The 24,883-nt window shown below is 70.0% G+C and carries 26 protein-coding genes, 1 tRNA gene, 1 pseudogene and 1 riboswitch; of the genes and pseudogenes, 11 read left to right on the top strand and 17 right to left on the bottom strand.

Annotated features, from left to right (window positions below; genetic code table 11):
- Nucleotide 1: 1 nt before the first annotated feature.
- Entirely contained in the window at nt 2-376 is a 375-nt protein-coding gene (locus ACFO6S_RS08095) for a nuclear transport factor 2 family protein (protein WP_378415781.1), read from the bottom strand.
- Between the two features lie 167 nt (nt 377-543).
- On the opposite strand from ACFO6S_RS08095, the gene ACFO6S_RS08090 reads away from it, so the two are divergent.
- Complete coding sequence (locus ACFO6S_RS08090; protein ID WP_378415779.1) at nt 544-3,720, top strand: multicopper oxidase family protein; 3,177 nt, start codon at nt 544-546, stop codon at nt 3,718-3,720.
- 165 nt (nt 3,721-3,885) lie between these two features.
- Here ACFO6S_RS08090 and ACFO6S_RS08085 read toward each other — a convergent pair whose 3' ends face one another.
- The 5 genes from ACFO6S_RS08085 to ACFO6S_RS08065 form a co-directional block, all read right to left on the bottom strand.
- Complete coding sequence (locus tag ACFO6S_RS08085; protein WP_378415777.1) at nt 3,886-4,098, bottom strand: GNAT family N-acetyltransferase; 213 nt, start codon at nt 4,096-4,098, stop codon at nt 3,886-3,888.
- A 45-nt stretch (nt 4,099-4,143) separates the two neighbouring features.
- Nucleotides 4,144-4,812 (bottom strand): response regulator, encoded by a 669-nt coding sequence (locus ACFO6S_RS08080; protein WP_378415776.1) that lies wholly within the window; start codon nt 4,810-4,812, stop codon nt 4,144-4,146.
- Entirely contained in the window at nt 4,809-5,966 is a 1,158-nt protein-coding gene (locus ACFO6S_RS08075; RefSeq protein ID WP_378415774.1) for a sensor histidine kinase, read from the bottom strand. Before ACFO6S_RS08075 ends, ACFO6S_RS08080 begins: the two co-directional genes overlap by 4 nt.
- A 50-nt stretch (nt 5,967-6,016) precedes the next feature.
- Entirely contained in the window at nt 6,017-6,838 is an 822-nt protein-coding gene (locus ACFO6S_RS08070; protein ID WP_378415772.1) for a CPBP family intramembrane glutamic endopeptidase, read from the bottom strand.
- A 341-nt stretch (nt 6,839-7,179) separates the two neighbouring features.
- A complete protein-coding gene (locus tag ACFO6S_RS08065; protein WP_378415770.1) occupies nt 7,180-7,548 on the bottom strand; it encodes a VOC family protein in 369 nt (122 codons plus the stop codon).
- Nucleotides 7,549-7,606: 58 nt separating this feature from the next.
- Between ACFO6S_RS08065 and ACFO6S_RS08060 the strand changes: the two genes are divergently transcribed.
- The 3 genes from ACFO6S_RS08060 (at nt 7,607) to ACFO6S_RS08050 (ending at nt 9,879) form a co-directional block, all read left to right on the top strand.
- Complete coding sequence (locus ACFO6S_RS08060) at nt 7,607-8,464, top strand: DUF6597 domain-containing transcriptional factor (RefSeq protein ID WP_378415768.1); 858 nt, start codon at nt 7,607-7,609, stop codon at nt 8,462-8,464.
- 313 nt (nt 8,465-8,777) lie between these two features.
- Nucleotides 8,778-8,933, top strand: a complete 156-nt coding sequence (locus ACFO6S_RS08055) for a hypothetical protein (RefSeq protein ID WP_378415766.1) — start codon at nt 8,778-8,780, stop codon at nt 8,931-8,933.
- A 4-nt stretch (nt 8,934-8,937) separates the two neighbouring features.
- Nucleotides 8,938-9,879, top strand: coding sequence for an alpha/beta fold hydrolase (locus ACFO6S_RS08050; protein ID WP_378415764.1), 942 nt, complete (start codon nt 8,938-8,940; stop codon nt 9,877-9,879).
- Here the strand turns inward: ACFO6S_RS08050 and ACFO6S_RS08045 are convergent.
- The 8 genes from ACFO6S_RS08045 to ACFO6S_RS08010 all read right to left on the bottom strand — a co-directional run bounded on the left by ACFO6S_RS08045 (nt 9,876) and on the right by ACFO6S_RS08010 (nt 17,769).
- Nucleotides 9,876-10,352, bottom strand: coding sequence for a hypothetical protein (locus ACFO6S_RS08045; protein WP_378415762.1), 477 nt, complete (start codon nt 10,350-10,352; stop codon nt 9,876-9,878). The genes ACFO6S_RS08050 and ACFO6S_RS08045 overlap by 4 nt on opposite strands.
- 92 nt (nt 10,353-10,444) lie before the next feature.
- Nucleotides 10,445-10,852, bottom strand: coding sequence for a nuclear transport factor 2 family protein (locus ACFO6S_RS08040; protein WP_378415760.1), 408 nt, complete (start codon nt 10,850-10,852; stop codon nt 10,445-10,447).
- A gap of 36 nt (nt 10,853-10,888) precedes the next feature.
- A complete protein-coding gene (locus ACFO6S_RS08035; RefSeq protein ID WP_378415758.1) occupies nt 10,889-11,479 on the bottom strand; it encodes a PepSY domain-containing protein in 591 nt (196 codons plus the stop codon).
- Nucleotides 11,480-11,509: 30 nt separating this feature from the next.
- Nucleotides 11,510-12,061, bottom strand: a complete 552-nt coding sequence (locus ACFO6S_RS08030; protein ID WP_378415756.1) for a nucleotidyltransferase family protein — start codon at nt 12,059-12,061, stop codon at nt 11,510-11,512.
- On the bottom strand, nt 12,058-13,167 hold the full coding sequence (locus ACFO6S_RS08025) for an XdhC family protein (protein WP_378415754.1): 1,110 nt from the start codon (nt 13,165-13,167) through the stop codon (nt 12,058-12,060). The genes ACFO6S_RS08030 and ACFO6S_RS08025 overlap by 4 nt, the downstream gene beginning before the upstream one ends.
- Nucleotides 13,164-14,135 carry an antibiotic biosynthesis monooxygenase gene (locus ACFO6S_RS08020; RefSeq protein ID WP_378415752.1) on the bottom strand — a complete coding sequence of 324 codons (972 nt, stop codon included), beginning with the start codon at nt 14,133-14,135 and terminating at the stop codon, nt 13,164-13,166. The genes ACFO6S_RS08025 and ACFO6S_RS08020 overlap by 4 nt, the downstream gene beginning before the upstream one ends.
- Before the next feature lie 9 nt (nt 14,136-14,144).
- Nucleotides 14,145-16,871, bottom strand: a complete 2,727-nt coding sequence (locus tag ACFO6S_RS08015; RefSeq protein WP_378415750.1) for a molybdopterin-dependent oxidoreductase — start codon at nt 16,869-16,871, stop codon at nt 14,145-14,147.
- Between the two features lies 1 nt (nt 16,872).
- Nucleotides 16,873-17,769 carry an FAD binding domain-containing protein gene (locus ACFO6S_RS08010; RefSeq protein ID WP_378415748.1) on the bottom strand — a complete coding sequence of 299 codons (897 nt, stop codon included), beginning with the start codon at nt 17,767-17,769 and terminating at the stop codon, nt 16,873-16,875.
- Between the two features lie 177 nt (nt 17,770-17,946).
- Here ACFO6S_RS08010 and ACFO6S_RS08005 point away from each other — a divergent pair.
- The 4 genes from ACFO6S_RS08005 to ACFO6S_RS07990 all read left to right on the top strand — a co-directional run bounded on the left by ACFO6S_RS08005 (nt 17,947) and on the right by ACFO6S_RS07990 (nt 19,617).
- Nucleotides 17,947-18,018 (top strand) — tRNA-Thr (locus ACFO6S_RS08005).
- Nucleotides 18,019-18,194: 176 nt separating this feature from the next.
- Nucleotides 18,195-18,356 carry a hypothetical protein gene (locus ACFO6S_RS08000; RefSeq protein ID WP_378415747.1) on the top strand — a complete coding sequence of 54 codons (162 nt, stop codon included), beginning with the start codon at nt 18,195-18,197 and terminating at the stop codon, nt 18,354-18,356.
- 11 nt (nt 18,357-18,367) lie between these two features.
- On the top strand, nt 18,368-18,790 hold the full coding sequence (locus ACFO6S_RS07995; protein WP_378415746.1) for a tail fiber domain-containing protein: 423 nt from the start codon (nt 18,368-18,370) through the stop codon (nt 18,788-18,790).
- Nucleotides 18,791-18,870: 80 nt separating this feature from the next.
- Entirely contained in the window at nt 18,871-19,617 is a 747-nt protein-coding gene (locus ACFO6S_RS07990; RefSeq protein ID WP_378415744.1) for a dienelactone hydrolase family protein, read from the top strand.
- Here ACFO6S_RS07990 and ACFO6S_RS07985 read toward each other — a convergent pair.
- Both ACFO6S_RS07985 and ACFO6S_RS07980 read right to left on the bottom strand, forming a co-directional pair.
- Nucleotides 19,614-20,405: an ABC transporter gene (locus tag ACFO6S_RS07985; protein ID WP_378415743.1), complete on the bottom strand. Its 792-nt coding sequence runs from the start codon at nt 20,403-20,405 to the stop codon at nt 19,614-19,616. The two genes, ACFO6S_RS07990 and ACFO6S_RS07985, sit on opposite strands and share 4 nt — an antisense overlap.
- A gap of 79 nt (nt 20,406-20,484) precedes the next feature.
- Complete coding sequence (locus ACFO6S_RS07980; protein WP_378415741.1) at nt 20,485-20,799, bottom strand: DMT family transporter; 315 nt, start codon at nt 20,797-20,799, stop codon at nt 20,485-20,487.
- Nucleotides 20,800-20,815: 16 nt separating this feature from the next.
- Nucleotides 20,816-20,880, bottom strand: a riboswitch (guanidine-III (ykkC-III) riboswitch).
- Between the two features lie 112 nt (nt 20,881-20,992).
- Here ACFO6S_RS07980 and ACFO6S_RS07975 point away from each other — a divergent pair.
- Nucleotides 20,993-21,709 carry a response regulator transcription factor gene (locus ACFO6S_RS07975; protein ID WP_378416115.1) on the top strand — a complete coding sequence of 239 codons (717 nt, stop codon included), beginning with the start codon at nt 20,993-20,995 and terminating at the stop codon, nt 21,707-21,709.
- 8 nt (nt 21,710-21,717) lie between these two features.
- Nucleotides 21,718-23,145, top strand: coding sequence for a sensor histidine kinase (locus ACFO6S_RS07970; protein ID WP_378415739.1), 1,428 nt, complete (start codon nt 21,718-21,720; stop codon nt 23,143-23,145).
- 62 nt (nt 23,146-23,207) lie between these two features.
- Here the strand turns inward: ACFO6S_RS07970 and ACFO6S_RS07965 are convergent.
- Nucleotides 23,208-23,381 (bottom strand): annotated as a pseudogene (locus ACFO6S_RS07965) (response regulator); the annotation flags it as partial.
- An 83-nt stretch (nt 23,382-23,464) separates the two neighbouring features.
- On the opposite strand from ACFO6S_RS07965, the gene ACFO6S_RS07960 reads away from it, so the two are divergent.
- Nucleotides 23,465-23,845 carry an LGFP repeat-containing protein gene (locus tag ACFO6S_RS07960; protein ID WP_378415737.1) on the top strand — a complete coding sequence of 127 codons (381 nt, stop codon included), beginning with the start codon at nt 23,465-23,467 and terminating at the stop codon, nt 23,843-23,845.
- The last annotated feature ends 1,038 nt before the right edge of the window (nt 23,846-24,883 follow it).

Genomic DNA, 24,883 nt, shown 5'->3' with positions numbered 1-24,883 from the left:
GTCAGGTCACCGCGTCCTGCTCGCTGAGGTCGGTTGCGGCGAAGGCAGATTCGAGGTCGTCGTGGTGGAACATCGAGGTCACCTGGTCGTGCACCACCCGGAAGGCGGCCGCCGACGTCGACTTCACGTCGGGGGCGGAGGCGAGGGTGGCCTCCTCCTCGACAACCACCACGCCCTCGTGGACGAACATCCGCCCCGGGTTCAGGGTCAGCCCCGCGGTCGATGCCCAGTCCCGCAACGCGGCCAGCCCCTGGCGGGCGCCGGTCGGGTCGCCGATCTCCACGTCGTCACTGGACAGGGCGAGGAGGGTGTCGAGGTCGGAGTCGTTCAGCGCGTCGTGCCACGCGAGGACCGTGGCAATTTCTGAGGTGCTCATGGAGCTCACGCTAGTCTTTCCCGCGTCCGGTGGGCGGGTGGCGCGGTGCTCGCGCGTCGAATTCCGGACGGTCGTCACCGCCGCCCCGCCGATCGAGGATCTATGCTTCGAAGGCGCCGCCGCACGCGCGCCGGCGGATGCAGTATCCGCCGAACGGGGCAGCGACCATGGTCGTCAATCGCAACAGGCCGACAGTTGTCATCGCGTCGCTGGTGGCGTCGTTGCTGCTGGTCCTGGCGGGATGCACCGCGGTATCGACGGGGCCGGGCGGACACTTCGGCGCCGACGGAACCCCGGTCGGGTACCGGGAGCCGGTTCGGCTGTCGAGCAGTGACGGCGTGCTCGAGGTGCGCCTGTCGGCCCACCAGGGCACGGTCGCTCTGGACACGGCGGCGGCGCCGGTCTCGAACTTCCTGCTCTTCGGGTACGAGGTGATCCGGGGCACGGCGTCGGACGGCTCGACGAGGGGCTCCGACGTCTATCCCGCGCCGACGTTGCGGGTGGACCCGGGCGAGCGCCTGATCATCCACTACGACAACGATCTGCAGGACCTGACGATCGAGGACTTCTACGACCCGGCGTTCACCCCCGCAGGTGGCGAGGTGCCGGTCTACCCGCCGCCGCTGGCGTCCGCGCCGTTGAACCTGCACACCCACGGGCTGCACGTGAGCCCCGACGGCAACGCCGACAACGTCTTGCTCGACATTCCGGCCGGGATGGGCAACGTCTACGACTACGCGGTGCCGACGGACATGCCCAACGGCATGTACTGGTACCACAGTCACCGCCACACCCTCACCGCCCAGCAGACGTACGCCGGGCTCGCGGGCCTCCTCGAGATCGGGCGGCCCGACGGCAACCTGCCGCTGGTCACGCAGCACGACATCCCGATCCGCGACATGGCGCTGCAGTACAACTTCGTCTTCGACCGCAGGGGCGGCGGCCACCAGCTCAACGACCCGAACTGGCCGCAGTACGTGAGCACGCTGGCGCCGCCGACGGGCTCGCAGCTCGCCGACGGCAGCTACCGGCCGAGCCTGGCCCCGGTGAACTTCGCGGAGACGACACCCGGCTCCCGGTACGTCACCAACTGGTACAGCGGGCCGCTCTCGCCGGCCAACCACCGCGGGCAGAACCAGTTCGTGCCGGGCAACCTGCAGACCTTCACCAGTGACTCGACGACCGTCCCGGCGGACCCGTCGCTGCCCGAGAACGAGCGCGACGTGCAGTACACGGTCAACGGACAGTTCCAGCCGGAGCTGGAACTCGACCCCGGCCAGACGGAGATCTGGGTGCTCGCGAACGTCAGCGACTTCGCCTACCTGCCACTGCGTCTGACCGAGACGGCCACCGGGAAGCACCCCACGTTCGCGATCGTCGGGCAGGACGGCAACCCCTTCACGCGGGTCGAGCCGCCGGTCGGCGGCGACGGCACCCGGCTCGTCGTCCCGCCCGGGTCGAGGTTCGCGATCGCGGTGACGATGCCGAAGACCGGCGATCTCGTCCTCGACATCCCGCCGCTGGAGGGGGCCGAGCCCGTCACCAATCCGGGCGTGCTCTACACCAACGACGGCACCGACAACCCGCCCGCGGTGCTGGGCACGGTGATCGTGGACCCGTCGGTGATCAGCTACGCCGACGGCTTCTTCACCTTCCCCACCCAGACATTGCTGCGCGCGACCCCCGGCGGCGGCCAGGGGCGGACGACGGCCTTCGAGCTCGGCCAGAACTTGGGCGCCTACACGTCTTTCGTCGACACCTCGGTGATGACTCCGGACGTCAAGCGCACGCTGACGGTCTCGGGCGGCTTCGGCAACGACAAGGCCAGCAAGAGCGACCCGAAGGCCTTCACCTACGAGTTCGACGACAACACCTTCCCGAACATCCCGCTGATCCAGCCGAGGCTGAATTCGGTGGAGGAGTGGACGATCACCAACCTCAACAACGACGAGCATCCGATGCACATCCACGTCAACGACTTTCAGGTGATGGAGATTGTGGACCCGGTGGCGGGCACCAGGACCGGCGTGCAGCCGTGGGGGATGGACAACGTGAACGTGCCCGCGCCGGTTACCGACGAGAACGAGGCCGCCCTCGAGCCGGCCTCGGTGACGCTGCGCACCAAGTTCACCGAGTACACCGGCACCTTCGTGATCCACTGTCACCGCCTCAACCACGAGGACAACGGGCTGATGGCGCTCGTCAGCGTGATCCCGGAGGTGTCCACGTACGCGGTCGCGGTGCCGGGGTCGGCGGGCACCCCCGCGACGGTGCGGGTGCACGACGGCAACGGCGACAGGGTGATTGCGGCCGTCGTGCCGTTCCCGTCCTTCGAGGGAACCCCGGCGGTGGCGATGGCCGACGTCAACGGCGACATGGTGCTCGACCTGGTGGCCGGGACCGGTGCGGGTGCCTCGCCGGAGGTGGCCGTCTACGACGGCGCCGATCGCGACGACGGGCCGTTCACCGCCGAGCTGGCGCGGTTCGCGCCGTTCGACGAGGACCTCCGCGGCGGGGTGAGCGTCGCCGGCGCCGACATCGACGGAAATTCCCTGGCCGACAACATCATCGTGGGGGCAGGCCCCGGAACCCCGTCGCAGGTGAAGGTGTTCTCCTCGACGCTGCAGGCGGAGCATGGAACGGCGCCGGACGTGTTCGCGAGCTTCGCGCCCTACCCCGGGTCCGCGGCCGGGGTCACCCTCGCCACCGGTTTGGTGGACACCGTCTCGGGCCGGGCGAGCATCGTCACGGCGCCGGGGCCGGGGGAGGCGCCGCGGGTGAAGACGTTTCGGTACGACCTGTTCCAGCCGACCGCGGCCGCGTCGGCGAGGGGCGGGCACGGCTCACACGGCGGGCCGGTGATCGGTGGCGGCGGCCCGGGGGAGCCGACGGTGACGTCGGAGTTCCTGGCCTTCGACGAGGGGTACACCGGGGGTGTCTCGCTCGCGACGGGTTGGGTGGCCGGCGCCGAGGGCGGCGCGAAGAGCATCGTCACCGGCATGGCCGGCGGGGCGGGCACGGTCCGGGCGTTCTCGAGCGGGTCGCGCCTCGACGGCGAACCGGGGATGTACACCGAGAGCCCGGACCACCACTCGGGCACGGTGGACTTCCGGCAGATCGCCTCGTTCGAGCCGTTCGCGGGTGGCGGCGTGCAGGTGGCCACCACCAGCACCACCACCGGCGCGGACCTACTGGTCAGTGGCGGGGGTGCGGGTGGCGCCGAGGTGCGCAAGATCGAGCTGGGCCGGGCGGATCCGCAGGCGACGACGGTGGTGCCGACGGCGGTGGGTGCGCTTCCTTCGCCATTTGCAGCGGTTGGATCGGTTCCGCTGGGCGGTCGGTAGCGTCCCGACGAGTTGAGGTTCTGTGCTCACGGCACGGTGGCGGCGCACGATGTGAATCGTTGTGCCAGTCGAGTAATCCAGTCAGTGCCCTACGCAGAGTGGCGGGAGGCGAAGAGCCAGCTCAGATGCGGGAATGCGTGGGAGAGAAGAGCTCTTTCGCAGCGCTCAGCGCACGAGTTCGAGCAACCGACTGCACAACCCTCGCCCCTGCGCATCCGGGGCCACGACCAGCCTGCTCAACTCAGCCGTATGCGAATCGGTCGACGGGAGGAACACGCGCACGGCAGCGACGAGGCGGTCGGCATCGCTGCGCAACCCGATTGCGGTCACTTCGGGCTGGGACAGCTCGCTCGTCAATTCGTCCAAGGACTGCGTCAACGGGGGAAGGCTCAGGTCGGCGTTGACCGGCCGCGCCGCTCTTCGTCAGCCCAGCGACCGTAGGTAGATGAGCGTCGCCTGCACCCGTCTGTCACCGTCCTGCAGCGGCAACTTCGAGAAGATGGACCCGACGTGCTTGCGCACGGCGGCTTCGGACACCGTCAACCGCTGCGCGATAAGGGGGTTGGTGAGTCCCTCGGCAACCAGTGAGAGGACCTCCCGCTCGCGGTCTGTGAGAACCGCCAGCGGCGTGCGGCTGCGGGCGGCCTTGACGAGGGCCCGGACGACGTCGGGATCGACGATGGTCTCACCACGAGCAACCCGATCGACGGCGTCGAGAAACTGACGGACATGTCCGACGCGCTCCTTCAGGAGGTATCCCACGCCGCCCCGTGCGGTGTCGTCGCCGAGCAACTCGTCGAGATAGGCGACCGAGACGTATTGGGACAGTACGACGATCGGGAGGTCCGGATCGCGCTGGCGGAGTGCCGCCGCCGCGCGTAGTCCGTCATCGGTGTTGGTCGGCGGCATCCGGACATCGGTCACCACGAGGTCCGGTCGGTGCGCCTCCCACGCGTGGAGGAGCCCCTGCGCATCCGCCACACCCGCGCACACCACGTGTCCGGCGGACGCCAGCACACTCTCCACGCCGGCCCGAAGCAGTGGGCTGTCCTCTGCGAGCACGATCCGCAGCGGCCGTTCGGTCGGACTCACACCGGACACTCCATCCGAATTGTCGTGGGACCCCCGACAGGACTTGTCACAGAAAGGTTTCCGTCGAGAGCGCCGACACGACTACGCAGTCTGTCGAGGCCGCCACCGGCAGTGATGTGTGCGCCGCCCGCGCCGTCGTCGGTGACGGTCAACAGCCACATGTCCCCGACGCGGTCACCCTGAACGGCGACATGTCGAGTCTGTGTGTGTCGCACGGCGTTCGTCAGCGTCTCGGACACCAGCACGTAGGACATGTGCTCGACCGGAGGCGACAGTCGTTCCCTCGCGCCGGTGACACCGTCGAGCGCGATGGTCACCTCGAGCGGGAAGTCTGCCACCAGATCCGTCAGCGCGGGGGCGAGGCCCCGCTCGATCAATGCCCGCGGCGAGTAGCCGCGCAGCACGGCCCGCAACTCCGCGAGCGTCTCGTCCACCTGCCGGTGAGCATCGGCGGCGAGCAGGCCCGTCGGCCCGTCCGAGTCGGCTGCTTCGGCCAGTCCGAGGTTCATCGACAGCGCAACCAGTCGGTGCTGTACCCGGTCGTGCAATTCCGATTCCAGGAGCGTCCGCTCCGAGCCCTCTGCGTCGAGTAGTGCGGAACGGGTCGTCTCGAGGCGGGCCGCTTCGAGACGCCACGGATCGGCATCGGACCCGAGGAGGCGACGGGCCATCGACGCCTCGAACGTGGCCCAGGCGCCGCCGGCCACCAACAGCAGCGCCGCGCCGACCGCCCCGGCCAGGGCCAGACCCCAGGCACCCGAACTGGTTTCGACAGTCCATGCGCCGAGGTCGAAGTGGTCGTCGCGGATGACCACGGGCGCGGCCAGAAGCATCCCCACGATCGTGACGCCGAAGATCGCCAGGAGGGTGGCGACGCCGCCGGAGATCGTCGCACCGAGGACGTACGCGACATGCCGCATCGTCGGCAGTCGCTCCTCGTTCGCGGACGCCGTGACCTCGGCGTCCACACGGTCAGCGATCGACCGATCGACCAGCCGCAGTCGCGCGCTGTGCGCGCGAAGCATCGGTTCCCACAACGCCGTCCGCAGTCGACGCGTCATGCCCAACAGCACGACAGGGAGGATGCCGATCACGGTGGCAACCGAGAGGACGCCCGCGGTGGCGAGGCAGGCCAACGACCGCCAGGGCCACACGGTGCGGAGGTACCGAGGACCAGACCGCAGTGCCGCCGACACGCCACCCCTCACTGCTCGGCCCCGATCGTCGCACGCCGACGGACCCGCGTCGTCCCGACGATGAGGAGGACGACGGGAACGTAGGCGGCGCACATGAGAAGCGTAATGGCACTCGCGTTGGCACCGGGATCCACGAAACGCTCGAGACCGACGGCCACGACGAGGTTGCTGCCGCCGTGCAGGATTGCGGGCGGCCACACGGACCCACTTCGACTCCACAGCCAACCGATCACGAATTCCAGCAGCACCGACAACGGAAGCCACATCAGCATCGCCACGACCGCATCGGTGGCGGTACCGCCGGCGCCGAAGTACCCCACCCAGGGCAGCGGCCAGTGCCACACACCCCAGATCAGGCCGGTCGCGACCGTCGTTGCGAACGGCCTGCCCGGAACGAGACGATCCCGCAGGTAAGCGGTCCAGCCGAACTCCTCTCCCCAGAACACGGGCGCAGCCACAATTGGGACCACCACCGCGATCGCCACGAAGGTCAGGTCGTCCCGCCCGAAGTTCCACGCCGCGACGTCCCACACGCCCGTCACCGCGGCCACTGCCAACGCGACCGCGAGAACCACTACCGGAAGCAGCGCGGCGATCAGGTACGACGACCACGCCCCACGCAGTCGGGGCCTCAGCCCCGCATCGGAGAACCCTTCGCGAGTGATCCACCGGCGGGTGACGATCGCGGCGACGGCGGGCACGAACGCGGCGGTGAGCAGTTGGACGACTGGGTCGTCGAGCGAGTAGCCGGCGGCCCACACGACTGCCCACGGAATCCAGGAAGCCCCGAACGCGAGAACGAGGAACCAGAGAACCCCACGTGCGCGCACGGACGAATCGAGGACGGTTGCCGATGGCCGAAAGGTCGAAGCAGTGGTCATGCCTCCACTTCACGACATGGTGAACGGAAAGGCTGTAGCCCATGCGACCGTCTCGGGGTGGCGTGCACGCTACCTGCGAGCGTGGCGGCGCGGTGGCTGGCGGACGACCCGGAGTACGGGACCGGTCCGCCGGCAGTGGTGTCGCGGCACCACAGTCGCTGCCCGATCTCGCGGACGGCCGATCGGACCCGAGTGCTGTTTCCTGCAGACGAGTACTGGCACAGGTGCTAGCCGAGCGGTGCCGGCACTGCGGCGAGCGGGGTGAGCGGTCGCGAGTAGTTGACGCCCGCTCAGCCCCAGTTCTCGGCCTTGGTGAGACAGAACGGGTGTCCGCTCGGGTCGAGGAGGACGCGCCAGGTCTCGCCGGGCTGCTCGTCGGGCAGGGTCGCGCCGAGTTTGACGCACTCGGCTACGGCAGCGTCGAGGTCGTCGACGGCGAGGTCGAGGTGGAACTGCTTCGTGCCGTTCTCGTTGGGCCAGCCCGGGGCCCGGTGGTCGGGGACGGTGCCGAAACCGAGGGCGTGGTCGGGGCCGGTGAGCATCGCGTAGCCGTCGCCTTCGACGGCGACGTCCCAGCCCAGGACGGCCGACCAGAAGGCGGCGTCGCGGCTCGCGCCGGAGCTGTCGAGGGTGAGCATCTTGAGGGTGGCGACGGCCATGTGAAGGGCTCCTTCGTCGGATCGGTTGCGTGTCACCCAGCGTGCCTAGGCTGGGTGGGTGCCCGATAGGACAAACCCGCCACAACCGCCTGTTGCGGCACCGACGGCGACGTTCGCAGGGATCCTGCGACCGGAGCGGTTGGCGGAGCACGTCCAGCTTCGGCGCTGGCCCGCGTCGCCCCGGGTGTCGCACTGGGTGGAGAACTACTGGTCCCTGCGCTGGGACCTGCCCGAGGGGGCGTCGTTCGCTAGCGAGGTCCTGCCACACCCGACCTGCTCGCTCACGGTAGAGCGCGGCGACCACCCGCGGCCCGAACTCGCCGGCGAAGAGGTCGTTGTGACCGGCGTCGTGACGCGGCGGTTCGACGTGGAGATCCGGGGGAGCGGGCGGGTCGCGGGGCTTCGGTTCCGACCGGGAGGGCTGGCGGCGCTCACCGGTCAGTCGGCGAAGGCCTGGACCAATCGCACCCTGGGCGCCGGGCCGATCGTGTCCGAGGCGATCGTGGCGGCGCTCGCGGCCCTGGACCTGGCGGGTGATGTCGAGGCGGGCACGGGCGCGGTCGAGGACGGGTTCCCGGAACGAGCGGCCCAGGACGCCCGCTATCACCGGGTGCTGCGAGTCGTCGCGGACATGCTCGAGGACCGGTCGATCCTCTCGGTGGCCGACCTCGAGAGACGGCATGGTGTCTCGGCTCGGACGCTGCAGCGCGACTTCCTGCACTACGTCGGCGTCGGGCCCAAGTGGGTCCTCGCCCGCTATCGGATGCATGACGTCGTCGAAGCCCTCGACGGTGGTTTTGACGGGGCGCTGACCGACCTCGCGCTGCAGCACGGGTGGTACGACCAGGCTCATTTCACGAGGGATTTCACCGCCCTGGTGGGCCTTCCGCCGAGCCGCTACAGGCGGGCGAAGTAGGCGGATTTCGTGCGGCCATCGCCATCGCTTGCTGAAACGTCTCGCTGCATTTTGCTGACCACAGCAACTACGCCGTCGACCGCAGCCGTTGAAGGGCCGAAGCGAGGACCGCGGTCTCCTGGTTCTCGACGGCCGTGGTCACCTCGTCGATCGCCGCACGAATGAGTTCCCATATGAATCGGGAGACAGCGCAGACGAGCGCTCCCGGGCGGCGTCGATGTGTTCACGGGCGGCTTCGAAGGATCCCAGCCGGCGATAGCTGTCGGCGAGGGCCCGGACAGATTTCGAGAAGTTCCCGCCGTCGTCGAAGCGGTTGATTCTGGAATGGATTGCAGCGGAGAAGAAGCCGGAGACCCGGCAGTGCCGGATCGATCGGACGGTCGCCTTCGCAGAGATGAATCTCCGGGCCAATCACCCAGGGGCGTTCGCCGCACACCGTTCCGCGGTCCGCGACGGTGTGACACGCTGATGTGATGCGCTTCGTCGGTGCTCTTCTCGCTGCCACGATGCTGCTCGCTGGGTGCAACAGTTCGACCGAGACGACCGGCAGCGAGCCCCAGCCGGACTTTGCCCGGACATTCGACATCGGCGGCGGCCGGCAGATGTACCTGGAGTGCCGGGGCGCCGGATCTCCGACGGTGGTACTCGTGCCCGGCGCCGTCGCGGCGGCCGACACCTGGCACGAGGTGACCGATTCGTCCGGTGTGGCCGCGCCGAGCGATTCCGCCGTCTACCCCGAGGTCGGCACCTTCACCCGGGTCTGCTCGTACGACCGCCCAGGAACCGCGCGCGCGAACGACGAGTTCACGCCCTCCACGCCGGTGCCGCAGCCGACCACTCCGGAGGGCGATGCGGCCGACCTGCATGCGCTGCTGGCGGCCGCCGAGGTGTCCGGTCCGTACGTTCTCGCCGGGTGGTCGTTCGGGGGACCGATCGCGAGGATCTATGCGAGCACCTACCCCCACGACGTGTCGGGTCTTGTCCTCGTCGACGGCACCTCGGAGTTCCTCCAGAGCGAGCTGACTCCCGACGAGTTCGCGGTGTTCCTCCAGCTGAGTGCGCGAGACAACGAATCGCGGACCGCCCAGTGGAAGGACGTCGAACAGTTCGACCCCGTCACCACATTCGACCAGCTCCGTGCTGCCGCTCCGGTGCCGGCCATGCCGGTCGTGGTGCTCAGCGGCGACACGTTCGACGCCGAGGCCTTCCGCGCACGGCTTCCCGAGGATGCGCCGGCCGACTACCCGGAGGTGTTCTGGCGGGCGCAACTCGCGTCGCAGGACCGCCTTGCTGCCGTGTTTCCCGGTGCGCGCCACGTCACGAACACCCACAGCGGCCACAACGTCCACAACGAGTCACCGCAACTGGTGATCGACGCGATTCGCGACGTGGTCGAGCAGGTCCCGAGCCGTTAGGGGACCTGAACGGTGCCGAGCCCCGGGTTGACCAGAAACTTGTATCCCCACATGCCGTAGGGGACGACCGTGTCGACGGCGGCGATCGCGGCGACCGTGCCGCCGCCGGTGACCGCCGTCGCGGGGGCGTAACGGCACCAGTCCTCCGGTCCGGGGTCCCGGGTGTAGTCCCGCTCCACGATCCGGAGCGTGGTGGTGCCGGCGGTACCGGTGGTCAGATTCCGCCAGTTCACCGTCATGTCGAAGCAGTAGGACCACGGGGCTGCTCGCTCCGCCGCGAAGGTCACCACGCCGGGTGCACCCGGCGCTGCCGTCGGCGTCACGGTCGTCTGTGTCGGCAGGTTCCAGCACGGGAACATGCTGAACGCGCATCCCACGACGAACCGCATCGGGACCTGGAACGCCGTCGGCGTCGGCGGTGGGTTCGCCGTCGCCGCGGCGGCCGCGCAGAGCGGGAGCGTGAGAGCCGCCACGGATACCGCGATCCGGGCGACGAACGATCGACGAACTGCTGTGCGGCACAGGGCGTCAGCCTCCGGGAGATGTCGAGGTCGCATGGGTCTTGTCACTGCTCACCCTCCGTCGACACCCGAGCCGCCGTGATGTGGGTCAGCACGCACAGCCAGCGGCCGTCGCGTCGGACGAACACGTCCGACGTCCATTCGTCGGCGTCGAACCGTCGGCCGCCGTAGTGCGCGGTGTTGGTCACCCTCGCCGTGAACACCGCGGTTCCGCCGTAGATCCGGATCCTCGCCCCACCGGCCCGGTCCATGGCGGAATGGGTCAGCTCGCCCGATCTGACGTAGTCCAGGAACTGCGACTTCGGTGAGATCCCCGACTCGGAGACGATCACCCAGTCGTCCGCCATGAACGCGGCAATCCGGTCGGCATCGTTGGAGACGATCGCCGCGTACCAGTCGTCGCAGACGGTGACGAGGTCCGCCCCGGCGCCGTCGATCAGGTCGTGATCCATTTCAGTGCTCCGTTCCGCTGGGTCGAGCCACGCGGCTCAGTCGGGTACCACGGCGCCGCTGGCGGCGTCGACGTCCACGTCGTAGTCCCAGCCCTGGGCGTTGCGAATGTGCACGTGCCACACGGTCTTTCCGTCCTCCTGTTCGAGATTGGACTGGGCGACGGTGCCGCCGGGGACGGTGGCGACGGCGGTCTGTTCGGCCTGTTCCTTGGTGACCGTCACTCCGGCGTTCGGCGTGGCAGGCGGCGGCGAGCCCTCGTCGTTCCGGTCGTCGTCGTCCGGTACCACGGCGCCGCTGGCGGCGTCGACGTCCACGTCGTAGTCCAAGCCCTGGGCGTTGCGGACGTGCACGTGCCACACCGTCCTGCCGTCGTCCTGCTCGAGTTGGGACGAGACGAGCGTGCCGCCGGGCACGGTGGCGACCGCGGTCTGTTCGGCCTGTTCCTTGGCGACCGCCGGAGCCGTCGCCGTACCTGTGCCCGTTCCCGGAGGCATGGACATCGATGTCATGGCGGTGCTCGTCGAGGTGGGAGCCTCGTCGTCGTTCGAGCTGCATCCCGCCAGCAGCAGCACAGACGCCGCGGCGATGGGGACGAGGCTCGCGTATCGAATGGTCTTCGTGGTCATGGTGGCTCCTCAATTCGGTCGGCTGACTGACTACCCGTGAACGTCCTGATCCCTCCCCGAGGCGAGGTCCTCGCACTGCACCCGGACGAGCGCCTCGCCCTGGCGTCCGAGGTACTCCCGGCCGCCCTCGTCGCCGGCGGCGCTGGCGCACAACGGCACCCAGTGCTGCCGGGACACGACGACGGGATGGCCGGGGCGGTCGCCGAAGAACGCCCGCGCGATCCCGCTCGGCGTCCCGGCGGCGGCCCGGATCACCCGGGCCACCACGCGACCGTCGACGTCCGGCAGGTCGACGAGGTGCACCGCCAGGTACCGCGCATCCGGGACCCGGGCGGCGGCGGCCAGCCCGGCGCGCAGCGACTCGCCCATCCCGTCGGCCCAGCGGCTGACGGACACGGCCTCGGCGCCGCCGGGCAGCGGCGCGTCCGCAGCGCCGAGCGCCACCAGTACCCGTCCGCAGCCGCCGTCGCGCAGCGCGTCGACGGCGTACCGGAGCCAGAGTCCCTGGTGTGCCAGAACTTTGGGTGACCCGTATCGCCTGCCCTCGCCCGCGGCGAGGAGCAGGCCCAGCACCGCGCTCACGGCGCGCTCCGATCGTGGATCGGGCCGGTGAGCCCGGCGAGCCGCCTACCGGAGCCGCCCCGGCGCAGCGCGATGATCTCGGCGAGGATGGAGACGGCGGTCTCCTCCGGGGTCCGGGCGCCGAGGTCGAGGCCGATCGGTGCGGACAGGCGGGCGAGTTCGGCATCGGTGACACCGGCGGCGCGGAGCCGGTCCACCCGGTCGAGGTGGCTGCGCCGGCTGCCCATCGCGCCCACGTAGCCTGCGCCGGACCGCAGCGCGATTGCGAGCGCAGGCACGTCGAACCTCGGGTCATGGGTGAGGACGCAGATCGCCGTCGTGGGGCCGATCGTCGCCTGACCGAGGTACCGGTGCGGCCACATGACCACCACGTCGTCGGCCTCGGGGAACCGCTCCGCGGTCGCGAACACCGGGCGGGCGTCGCACAGGGTCACCGAGTACCCGAGCGCTTTCGCGGCCCGGGTGAGCGCGTGTGCGAAGTCCATGGCCCCGAACACCAGCATTCGCGGCGGCGGAATGATCGACGAGATCAACACGGACAGAACGATTTCCGATTGCCCGCCGCGCCCATCGAGACACACGGTGGCGGCGCCTGCGTCGAGGCACGCCCTCGCCCTGGCCACCACCGCGGCGTCCAGGATCCGGTCGCCGCACGACCCGGCGCAGGAGTCGGCGGTGACCACGACCGTCCCGCCCAGGCGCGGGCCGCTCGAGACCACCGTCCCGAGCGCGACCGGCAGGCCGGCCGCAACCGCGTCGGCCGCCAGCGCGAGACCCGGGAGGGCGCCGGGCCCGGCCGGTTGCACGAGCACCGCCATCGAGCCGCCGCACATCAGGCCCGCCCCGCCGAACTCGTCGTCGCCGACGGCGTATCGGCGGACGACGGGCCGACCGGTGTCCATCACCTCGGCGGCGGCGTGGAACAGGTCGCTCTCGACGCAGCCGACGGAGATGCTGCCTGCCACCGCGCCGTCCCGCGAGACCGCCATGACGGTGCCGACCGGACGGGGGGTCGACCCGTTCGCGCAGACGATCGTCGCCAGGGCGCAGTCGGTTCCGGCCCCCTGCCAGGCGGCGACCTGCTGCACGATCTCACGCGTCGTCACGGCAGCGTCCAGAACTGCCTGGTGACCAGGTAGAAGACGACCGCCCAGAACGTGGTTGCCGCCACGACGATCACGGTCCCGCGGAGATTCGTGCGTGACTCCGGCACGTCCGGCGGCGGCCGAAGCCACCGCCCGAGCAGCCGGTTCACGTAGTGCGGCATCGTCACGAAGGTCATCGCGAAGCTGGACAACAGGTTTCCGACGAGCAGGCCGAGCCAGAGCGGCATCCGCAGCGGCGACAGCGCGAGGGTGAGCAGCACGACGGTGGGGTAGAGGCCCACCCAGACGGCGACGGAGGTCTTGATGTCGGACGGCGGTGGCGCCTCGTTTCCCTTCTCGTCGAACGCGAACCAGCTGCCGAAGGAGTTGTCGACGGTGCGGGAGGAGAACTCGTGGAACCGCTCGCCCTCGGCCAGGAGCAGGCGACGCTTGTCGGAGGTGAGCCAGGTGAACAGGTTCGAGGCGTTGTCGTATCGGTAGAGCGCGGTCCACTCGTCCTGGATGCCCTCGATCGGCCGGAACAGTTCGCTGCCGCGGAAGCCCTCGAACTTGCACTCCGCCAGCCGCATCCGGTTCTGCCACTCGAGGAAGGCGTCGACGTTGTCCGGCGCCACGCGGTGGGTCACGACCACCGTCACCAGCTGATCGGTCGGCCGGGACCCGCCGGTGATGACCTGCTGGGTGGCCGGGCCGTCGAGGTACTGCTGCCCCCGGTCGAGCCAGGCCTGGCGGGTGGCGCTGTTGACCCAGGCCTGCACGTTGGCGACGGAGTCGAAGCGGTAGACCACCACCCAGTCGGGCTGGACGTCGGTGGGCGCGGCGATCTGGGCGCCGAGGAAGCCGGCGTAGTGCGACGCGGCGACGTTGATCTCCTCCTGCCAGGCCTTGAACTCCGACTCGAAGCCGGGGCGAACCCGCTGCCCGATGATCACCGTGGCGGTGTCCCGGGTGCGTTCCTCGGCCGTCATCGCGCCCGCCTACGGTCGCGCCTGCGGGCGGTGGTCCGGCGCGCCGCCGAGTCGGCCGTAGATGCGTTCCGGGGTGAGCGGCAGCGACCGGAAGCGCACCCCGGTCGCGTTCTCGAGGGCGTTGGCGAGCGCCGGGGCGACCGGGTTGATGCAGCACTCCGCCATGCCCTTCGCGCGCATCGGCCCGACGGAGTCCGACGAGTCGACCAGGAGCACCTCGGTGCGGGGGACGTCGGCGTAGGTGGGGATGCGGTAGTTGCGCAGGTTCGGGTTGACCATCGCCCCGGAGCCGTCGACGTGGAAGTTCTCCGTCAGCGCGAAGCCGATGCCCTGCGCGACGCCGCCCTCGACCTGGCCCCGCACCTGCGCCGGGTTGATCACCAGCCCCGCGTCGGTGGCCTGGACACTGCGCAGGATCCGGATCTCCCCGGTCACCCGGTGCACGGCGATGCGGAATCCGTGCGTGTTGGACACCACGCTGCGCGGCGATCCGTACGCCTTGCGTGCCGCGGTGAACCGGATGCCGCGGCCGCGCGCGGCGTCCACCAGTCCGGCCAGCGACAGGCGGGTGCCGCCGCAGACGACGACGTCGTCGTCCATCGCGCAGTCGGCGACGTCGACGCCGGTGTGCGCGGCGGCGAAGGCGAGGATCCGCTGGCGCAGGGCTTCTGTCGCCCGCAGCACGGCGTTGCCGGACACGAACAGGCCCGCGCTGGCGAACGCGCCGGTGTCGAATCCCGTGCGGTCGGTGTCGGCCTGGACGAGCCGGATCCGCGACGGCGTCGTCCCGAGTTGGTTCGCCGCGATCTGCACGTGCGCGGTGGAGGTGCCCTCGCCGAACTCGACGGTGCCGACGGCGAGCTCGTAGATGCCGTCCGCGCCGATGCTTGCCCACGCCTCGGAGAGGTGCTCGGTCGGGGGAGCGGTCTCGTGCAGCGAGCTCGCAGCGCCGGTTCCGACGAGCCAGTCGTCGCCGTCCGGCGGTTCGGGCCCGTCGGCCCGCAACGCCTCGTCGACGAGGTCGATGCACCTGCCGAGCCCGTCCTCCGCGAACACCACGTCGTCGGGCCCGTCCTCGAACGCGACCAGCGAGTCGCCGGGGCGCACGATGTTGCGGCGTCGCAGCTCGAGCGGGTCCATGCCGAGCGCGACCGCCAGCTCGTCCACGGCGGACTCCACCGCGAATGCGGGCTGGGTCATGCCGTAGCCGCGCAGCGCGCCACTGGGCACGGTGTTCGTGTAGACGGAGTAGGCGTCGTACCTCTTGTTGGGACAGCGGTAGATCGAGACCGCTGCACCGCCCGCGAACAGCGTCTCGCCGCCGTGGTTGCCGTAGGCGCCGGTGTTGGAGACGTTGCGGACCTGCAGCGCCGTCAGGGTGCCGTCGGCCTTCGCGCCGAGCCGGACGGTCAGCGTCATCGGGTGCCGCGGGGAGGCCGTGGTGAACTCCTCCTCGCGGGTGAACTCGAGGCAGACCGGTCGGCCGGTGTCCAGCGCGGCGAGGGCCGCCAGGTCCTCGGAGATCACCTCCTGCTTGCCGCCGAACCCGCCGCCGACCCGTTTGCAGAACACCCGCAGCTGGTCGGGGCGCAGGGCGAACAGGTGGGCCAGCTTGACCTTGGCGATCGACGGCGACTGGGAGCTGGTCCGCACGTGCAGGCGGCCGTCCTCCATCCACGCGATCGACCCGTGGGTCTCGAGGTGCGCGTGCTGCACGCGCGGGGAGGAGTACGTGCCCTCGTGGATCACGTCGGCCTCGGCGAAACCGGCCTCGACGTCGCCGACCTGCCCGTGGAGTTCGAGCAGGATGTTGTGCACGGGATCGCGGACGAACGGGTCGTGCGATCCGTGCAGCGCGGGCGCGCCGTCGGCCATCGCGGCCTCGGGGTCGAACACCGCGGGCAGCAGCTCGTACTCGACGACCACCCGGCGGCAGCCCTCCTCGGCGGCCGCGACGGTGTCGGCCAGCACCGCGACCACCCGCTGCCCGACGAAGCGCACGGTGCGGTCGAGGATGTAGGTGTCGTCGGGATCGACGAGGTGGTCGGTGTGGATCGCGGTGGTGAAGGGCCTGCGCGGCACGTCCTCCCAGGTGTAGACGCGGTGCACGCCGGGCACCGCGAGCGCGGCGGTCCTGTCGACCGAGACAACTCGGGCGTGCGCGTGCGGCGAGTGCAGCACCTTCAGGTGCAGCAGGCCGTCGATCTCGGTGTCCATGGTGAACTCGGCGCGGCCCGTCACCACGTCGTCGGCGGCCGGGGCGCCGACGCTGGTGCCGACGGCGCGGCCGGGCAGTGGGTCCTCGACAGCGGCGACCCCGCGCACGGCGTCCTCGATCGCCCGGTAGCCGGTGCAGCGGCAGAGGTTGCCCTTGAGCGCGCGTGGCAGGTCAGCCTTCTGCGCGTCGGTGAGGCTCGCGCAGGTCATGATCATTCCGGCGGTGCAGAAGCCGCACTGGAAGCCCGGGGCGTCGCGGAACTGCCGTTGCATCGGGTGCAGGTCACCGGGGGAGCCGAGGCCCTCGATCGTCGTCACCGCCCGGCCCTCCGCCCGGAACGCGGGGGTGATGCAGCTGTGCACCGGATCGCCGTCGAGCCACACCGTGCAGGCGCCGCAGTCGCCCGCGTCGCAGCCCTTCTTGACGCCGTGGTGGCCGAGCGCGCGCAGGAACGTCCGCAGGCATTGCGCAGGCTCGGGCTGCTCGTCGAACGCCGTCCCGTTCACGGTGTACGTCACGTCACGACCCCGCCCCGCCATCGAATGAACGGAAGCGTTCATTCGATCCAATCGAATGAACGTGCCGTTCACTCGGCGGGCCGGTGCCCGCGAGTTCGGCACGGATCTCCTCGGCGAAGTGCCGGGCCAGGTGCCGACGGTGGTCGGGGGCGCCGTTCGGGTCGTCGAACCAGACGTCGTCCGGGAGCGCGTCGAGGCTCCGCCGCAGCGTGGTGGCGTCGGGCATCGAGTCGAACATCAGCCGGATCGGACGGGTGGTGCCCGCGGTGACGGTGAGCGTCAGGTCGTCGGTGCCCGGCGTCTGGGTGCCCACCGTGAACAGCGTCGAGCGGCCCAGCCGGGTCAGGGTGAAGCGGCGGTGGGTGTGGCGCCTGCGCAGCGCGGCGGCGGGGACGTCGACGCTGCGCAGGATCTCGCCGGGACCGAGGACGTTGCGGTGGTCGCCGGTGACGAAGTCGGCCGCCGCGACGGTGCGGTGCGACCCGTCGGCCGCCCACAGCGTGTACGTCGCGTCCAGCGCGACCGCCAGGGTGATCATCGGCCCCGCAGGCAACGACAGGCAGATGTTGCCGCCCACCGTCGCCGAGTGCCACACCTTGAACGAGGAGAGGAAGGCCTCGCAGCTGGTGGTGATCAGCGAGGCCGCATTCGAGTCACAGTGAGGCGCAAAGGCATACAGTTCGGCAATCGTGCACGTCGCGCCGATCTCGAGGCCGGCGTCGGTGACCGTCAGGGCGTCCCAGCCGAGGGCGGTGAGGTCGACGAGGCGCCGCAGATCGGGCTGGGGGACGGAGAACAGCCACGTCCCGCCCGCGAGCCAGGCGTCCCCGTCGCGCCAGTGGGCGCCCGGCCGGTCGTACGGTCGCCGGACGACCTCGGTGACGGTGTTCAGATCCATTGGACAGCTCCCGTCAAGGGAATGCGTCGTGTTAGACGATATCGGAGCAGGTCCGCGCAGGTCGCCGATTGGCGAGGTCGTCCCGGTTCGCTCCCCGCCCGGCCGGGTCGGCCCGTCGGACCCGTCGGTTCACCGGCGCCGCGGCGGGGTGGATATGATTGGCCGCGCTTTGCGTACGCCTCCTTAGCTCAGTGGTAGAGCACTCGCCTTGTAAGCGAAAGGTCGTCGGTTCAATCCCGACAGGAGGCTCCGAGCGGAACGGGCGTCCACCTGCACTGATGCGGTGGGCGCCCGTTCGTCGCATTCACGCCCCCGGACTGTTGCATTCGTCGGGCCCGAGGACGAGCGTGGGTAGTGCTCCACCATTGCGGAGCACGCCGTCGAGGTCGCTCCGCAATCGTCCTGACGGTAGCTCTGGAGGAATCATGCTCGGACTCGTGATCGGACTCGGCGGTGCCGGCATCGGCATCGGACTCGGACTGCTCGGCGCGGCGGCCGGACTCGGACTCGGCCTGCTCGGCGGCGGCATCGGACTTCTGCTCAGCGACGAGAACGCCAAGCACCACATCCGCCCGCTCGAATCCTGACCGCGGACGTGGTGACCGAAGCGGCGAATGCTCCCGCGCGCGGTGACGCCGCGGACCGGGAGTCGGGAGCCGCCCCGCACCCGCTTGCCTGGCTGCGCTCGCACCTGACCCACAGACGAGGGGTCCGGGGCGCTCGGCCGGTTCCGGTCGGCGCCAACGAGGTGCTCGACCGGCTTGCCGAGCTGCCCGTCAGCGTGTGGACCTACCGGTTCGACCACGACTCGGTACGGCACCTGGGCCCGATGGCGCAGGACTTCGCCAGCACCTTCGGGCTGGGGTCGAGCGAGCGCGCCATCGCGGTCGTCGACGCCAACGGGGTCTGCATGGCCAGCATCCAGGCGCTGCACCGGCGCCTCGTGGCGGCCGAGGCCGAGCTGGCCGAGTTGCGTGCCGCGCTGTCCGAATCGGTCGAATCGGTCGACCGGGAGGCTTGAGCCGCGGACAGCTGAATCGGGCACTACCCTTCGTCGCACACCGTCCTTTCGGCGAAGGAGCGAGATGTCCGGGATCCGTGATGCCTGAATCAACGGTCGACGCACCCGACGGGCCGATCGACGCGGTGCTCGAGGTTCCGTCGGGGTCCGGTCCGTGGCCCGGTGTGGTGGTGGTGCACGACGCGCTCGGGCTGAGCCGCGACATCCGGGCCATCGTCCGCCGGATCGCCGACCGCGGCTACGTGACCCTCGCGCCCGACCTGTACTCGCGCGGCGGCATGGTTCGCTGCGTGACGCGGACGTTCCGGGAGCTGGTCCGGCGTGACGGCCGGTCGGTCGACGACCTGAACGCCGCCCGCGAGATGCTGCTTGCCCGACCGGACTGCGACGGGGCGGTCGCAGTGGTCGGCTTCTGTATGGGCGGGGGTTTCGCACTGGTCATGGCGCCCAAGGGTTTCGACGTCGCGGTGCCCTTCTACGGGTTGCTGCCCCGGCACCTCGACGAAGCCCTCGACGGGGCCTGCCCGATCGTGGCCAGCTTCGGTGCCCGCGATCCGATTCTGCGCGGAGCCGGGCCGAAGCTGTCGACAGCGCTCGAGCGCCTGGACGTGCCGCAGGACGTGGTGACCTACCCGGGCGTCGGCCACAGTTTCGCGAACCAGTTCCCGGTCGGGCCCGCGGCGCCGCTGCTGCGGGTCGTCGGGATGGGCTACGGCGCCGAGCAGTCCGAGGACGCCTGGCGTCGGGTATTCGCATTCCTCGACGCCCACCTGCCGTCGCCTCCGGCGGAACCGGGCGGGTTGCCGCCGAAGGCGCCCGGGGACTAGGTCAGCTCGGTCCCGTAGGCGCGGCCGCCCTTGAGCCATCGCCCGGGCAGCCGGCCGGCGAGGTCGCCGAGCGGCCCGACCGCGGAGCTGAGCACCCCGACGGTCTCGCGGAGCAGTTCGATGCTGTCGCTCATCTTCTCCAGGTTCGGCGCCAGCGCGGCCAGCGTCTCCGAGAGCGAGACGATCTGGTCCAGCGGGCCGCCCTCGGCGATGATGCGTTCGACGGCGCCCTCCTCGGCGAGCAGTGTCTCGAGGATGCCGCCCTCCTCGAGCGCGCGGTCGATGAGGCCGCCCTCCTTGGTGAGGGTCTCGAGCGGTCCCGCGCTGGCGGTGAGGCGTTCGAGCGGGCCGTCCTCCGCGGTGATCCGGTCGAGCAGGCCACCGGGGGCCAGCAGCCGTTCGAGCGGTCCGTCCTCGTCGAGCAGGCGGTCCACCGGGCCGCCGGTGGCGAGCACCCGTTCGAGCGGTCCGCCGGGTTCGATGATCCGCTCGAGGGTGCCGCCGGGTGCGGTCAGCCGGTCGACCACGCCGCCCGGTTCGAGCAGGCGGTCCAGCGGTCCGCCCGGGCGCATGGCCTGGCCCAGCGGCCGCTGGTCGGAGGCCAGTTCGGAGACCTGCTGCAGCAGCTTCAACGGGCCCGACGCGCCGACCTGCGATGCCCCGCCGCCCGCGGACGCCGACAACAGCAGCCGGGCGGCGCCGAGCGCGGTCGCGGTCACGCCGAGGGCGGAGTCGGCGAGCGCGAGGCTCGCCCGCGCCGGCAGTGTGACGAGCGCCACCAGGTTCATGCGGTAACTGTAACCCGGTGCCGGTGGCCGATTCGGGCTCCGACAGGCGCAGACGCTGCACCCGTCGGAGCAGGACCCGTCAGTGCAGGACCTTGAGCCCGACCACGCAGCCGACGATGCCGAGGATCAGCAGGACCTTGACCACCGACGCGGACTCGCTGCCGGTGACCATTGCGTAGGCCACGGTGAGGCTGGCGCCGATGCCGACCCAGACCGCGTAGGCGGTGCCGATCGGCAGGGTGCGCATGGCGTAGGCCAGGCCGGCCATGCTGGCGGCGATCGCGACGCCGAACACCACGGTGGGTGTGAGACGGCTGAAGCCGTCGGACTTGCCGAGTGCGGTGGCCCAGACTGCTTCGAGGACACCGGAGATGACGAGAATGATCCATGCCATGGTTACTGATTCTCCCAAGGCACCGTCTTGTCGCTGTCCGGGTACGGTGCGCTCGTCCGGGGTGTCAGAGTGACGCCACCACCGTAGCAACAGCTCACACGTCCGTAGAAGCCACTGTGAGCAATCTGGCCAGGGGCGGCTCACAGGAAGTTCCCAGCGAACCGTCAGCCGACGGACAGGGGCCGCGGCGATGATGGGGAACGTGAGCGCCAACCGAACCGAAGCCCGGGTGCTGGTCGTCGACGACGAGCCGAACATCGTCGAACTGCTGTCCGTGAGCCTGCGTTTCCAGGGATTCGAGGTGGCGACCGCGTCCACCGGAGCGGAGGGACTGGACCGGGCGCGGACGTTCCGGCCCGACGCCCTGATTCTCGACGTGATGATGCCCGGCATGGACGGCTTCGGCCTGCTGCGCCGGCTGCGCGCGGACGGCGTCGAGGCACCGGTGCTCTTCCTCACCGCGCGGGACGCCGTCGAGGACAAGGTCACCGGTCTGACGCTCGGCGCCGACGACTACGTGACCAAGCCGTTCAGCCTGGAGGAGGTGGTGGCGCGGCTGCGGGTGATCCTGCGCCGCGCCCACCGGGACGGCGACGCCGCCGTCGCGCCGTCGCGAATCCGGTTCGCGGACATCGAACTCGACGACGACACGCACGAGGCGTGGAAGGCCGGCGAGCCGGTGGCCCTCTCGCCGACCGAGTTCACCCTGCTGCGGTACTTCATGGTCAACGCGGGCGTGGTGCTCAGCAAGCCGCGGATCCTGGACCACGTGTGGCACTACGACTTCGGCGGTGAGGTCGGCGTGGTCGAGTCCTACGTGTCGTACCTGCGTCGCAAGGTGGACACCGGGGACACCCGGCTGATCCACACGCTGCGCGGCGTCGGCTACGTCATGCGCGAGCCCAGGTAGCGGCCGCGATGCGCCGCCTGCGCCGGATGCCGTTGCGGTTCACCCTGGTCGCCGCGCTGCTGGTGCTCGCCGGTCTGGGGCTGTTGGCGTCGGGCGTCGCGGTGACCTCGGCCCTGGAGAACTCGCTGATCGCCCGCACCGACACGACGCTGCGCGACGCCGCGCACGGCTGGGCCCGGCCGCGGGGGGACCGGCCCCTGCCGCCGCCGGGCGCGGCCGGGCCGGACCGGCCGCCCACCCAGTTCTACGTGCGCACAGTGACCGACGACGGGACGGTGAACCCGCCGATCAACGACGGCACGCTCGACCCGGATCTGCCGGCGACCCCCGGCTCGGATCCGGTCACGGTCGGCTCGGTCGGGCACCCCGACGAACACTGGCGGGCGCTGACCGCGGTCACCCCCGAGGGCACCGTCACGGTCGCCATCCGGCTCGCCGACGTCGACCAGACCGTGGAGCGGCTGGTCGGACTGCAGGTGGGGATCGGTGTGGTGGTGCTCAGCGTGCTCGGTGTCGCGGGCTACCTGGTGGTGCGTCGCAGCCTGCGTCCGCTGGTGGAGGTGGAGCACACGGCGGCGGCGATCGCGGCGGGCGACCTGCACCGCCGGGTCCCCGAGCGCGACGAGCGGACCGAGGTCGGCCGACTGTCGGTGGCGCTCAACGGGATGCTCGCCCAGATCCAGACCGCGTTCGCCGCCACCGAGGCGTCCGAGGAGTCGGCGCGGCGCTCCGAGGACCGGATGCGCCGGTTCGTCGCCGACGCCAGCCACGAACTGCGCACCCCGCTGACCACCATCCGCGGCTTCGCCGAGCTGTACCGGCAGGGCGCGACCACCGACACGGACATGCTGATGGCGCGGATCGAGGGGGAGGCGTCGCGGATGGGCCTGCTCGTCGAGGACCTGCTGATGCTGGCCCGACTGGACGCGCAGCGACCGCTCGCGCGCGAGCACGTCGACCTGCTGGCGGTGGCGGCCGACGCCGTGCACGACGCCCGCGCGATCGGCCCGGACCGCGAGATCACGCTGGCGGTGGTGGACGGCCCGGGCCGGCCGCAGGTGCTCGGTGACGACGCGCGGCTGCGGCAGGTGCTCTCCAACCTGGTGGGCAACGCGCTCGGCCACACCCCGGACTCGGCCTCGGTGACCGTGCGCGTAGGCACCGTCGGGCGCCGCGCGATGCTCGAGGTCGTCGACACCGGTCCCGGCCTGGACGAGCAGGCCCGCGAACGAGTCTTCGAGCGGTTCTACCGTGCGGACACCTCGCGGACCCGGCAGTCCGGGGGCAGCGGCCTGGGCCTGTCGATCGTGGCGGCCCTCGTCGCCGCGCACGGCGGGACCGTCACCGTGGACTCGCCCGCGGCCGGGGGTGCGGTGTTCCGGGTGCTGCTGCCGCGCGCCGACCGGGACGACTCACGGGCGGCGGAGCTCAAGTGACCAGGCCCGCACGGAATGCGGAGAGTGCCGCCTCGACTCGGTTTCGGGTGCCGAGCTTGGTCGGCGGCCACCGCACGCACCGACTGGTGGAAGGTTTCGGGGGCTTCGTCCTTCGAGAGGAAGCTGTGGGCTCCGGCGGTGACCGCCTGGATGACGAGGTCGTCGACGTCCATCGCGGTCATGGCGATCACGCGCGGTGGATCCGGAAGGGTCATCAGGTGACGGGTGGCCTCGATATGCGGGACGGTGGTGGACGGAAGATGCGAAGCCCAAAGTTGGGTTGGGTTAATACCAACGACACCATGCGCACACTTCGCCAATGGCGCCGCACACCTCCCATACCGGTGGCCAGTACTGCTGGCAGCCCGGCGCCAAACGCAGACCGACGCGGGCCTTCTGCGTCCGGGCCTTCTGCGTCCGGGCCTCCTTCATCTCGGCCTCGTCGGCCTGTTCCTTGGACAAGTACAACTCCCTCGGCGGCGCCCTGAGCTTCCTGCTTCTCCCGACATCGGGCGAGTTGGTCAACCCGGACGGGTTCGGGCGCCGAAACCTCTTTGCCAACGGCCCGATCTACTGGTCTGCCGCCACTGGGCGAGCATCCCGTCGTCAACGTCTTCAACCAGAAGTGGGCCGAGAAGGGCTGGGAGGGAGGCTTCCTCAAGTACCCGAAGACCGACGAACCACCCCCGTGTGGTGCTGATGGATCTGAAGATGCGGCGCGTCGGTGGCCTCGAGTCAATCAGTTGGGAAACCCAGTCCGCAGTTGGCTGTATGAGGTGCCCCCGGGTGGCAACCCCGTTGTACGCGGTGAATGGGAGTATCAAGAAGGCTTCCGGCCGGTATCGAGAGCAGCAGCCTGTTCCGATGATGCGACGACGATTTCATCGCTTTACGCATCTAACGAAGCGGCAGGTACCGAATTGGGCACGCCAGGACTATCTCTGGTCCAGATCAATACTCATGATGCATCACGGAAACAAACGGAACTCGAAATGCCGGGATTTACATGGCGCACGCCACGCGGCTCTGTGGCAGCCGTCGCTGACAGGTTGTTTTGGTCCACGACCAATGGTGACATACTGTCGGTATCGCTGAATGGATCTCCTCAAGTGACGCCTGAATGGAAGATTCCGGACGGGGGTCCCCAGAAGTCAGATTTCAATCAACAACAATAGGGTCACGCAGATCGCGTTCCAAGACGTCCCACGATTCTCGGAGTACGATCTGCGCAGTGGAGCGCGAATCAGAGGTCCGATTGAGTTGCCCTGGCTCACATCGATCGTCGATTCAATTACCGAGAGTGGAGAAGCGGTCTACACGATCACAGACAATGCTGGACTCGGAAGGTGATGTTCGAGACTGGACGTGAAAGCCACGCCGGTCAGCGACGATCCGTGCTCAGAACCCCCGCTGAGTCACCCGGCCTTGTGTGCCGTGACCTTGCCAGATGGAAGCGTTCGCTTCAGCGGTTACCTATGGATGACAGGATCAATCTATGAACCGGACTCGAATCGAATGGTTGCTACTCGCGGTCGTCGCTTTTGCGATCAGTGCATTCGTGGCGTCGGAGCCGATGTTGCAGTACACGGACTGCGAAATAGGCACAGGGGGTCCTGAGTGCGAAGAATCGACCCTCGCGCACTACGGTCCATCGCTTCTGGTCCCGCTGGCAATTCCTGTGATCCTGTGTCTGACCCCTGTTGCGATGCCCGTTCGCGGAGCTGTCTGGGGCGCGGCA

Origin of the sequence: Rhodococcus kronopolitis, from assembly GCF_042654025.1 — a bacterium.
Lineage (GTDB): Bacteria > Actinomycetota > Actinomycetes > Mycobacteriales > Mycobacteriaceae > Rhodococcus_G > Rhodococcus_G kronopolitis.
Note: the sequence above shows the minus strand (reverse complement) of the source record. Positions and strands in the feature narration are given on the sequence as shown.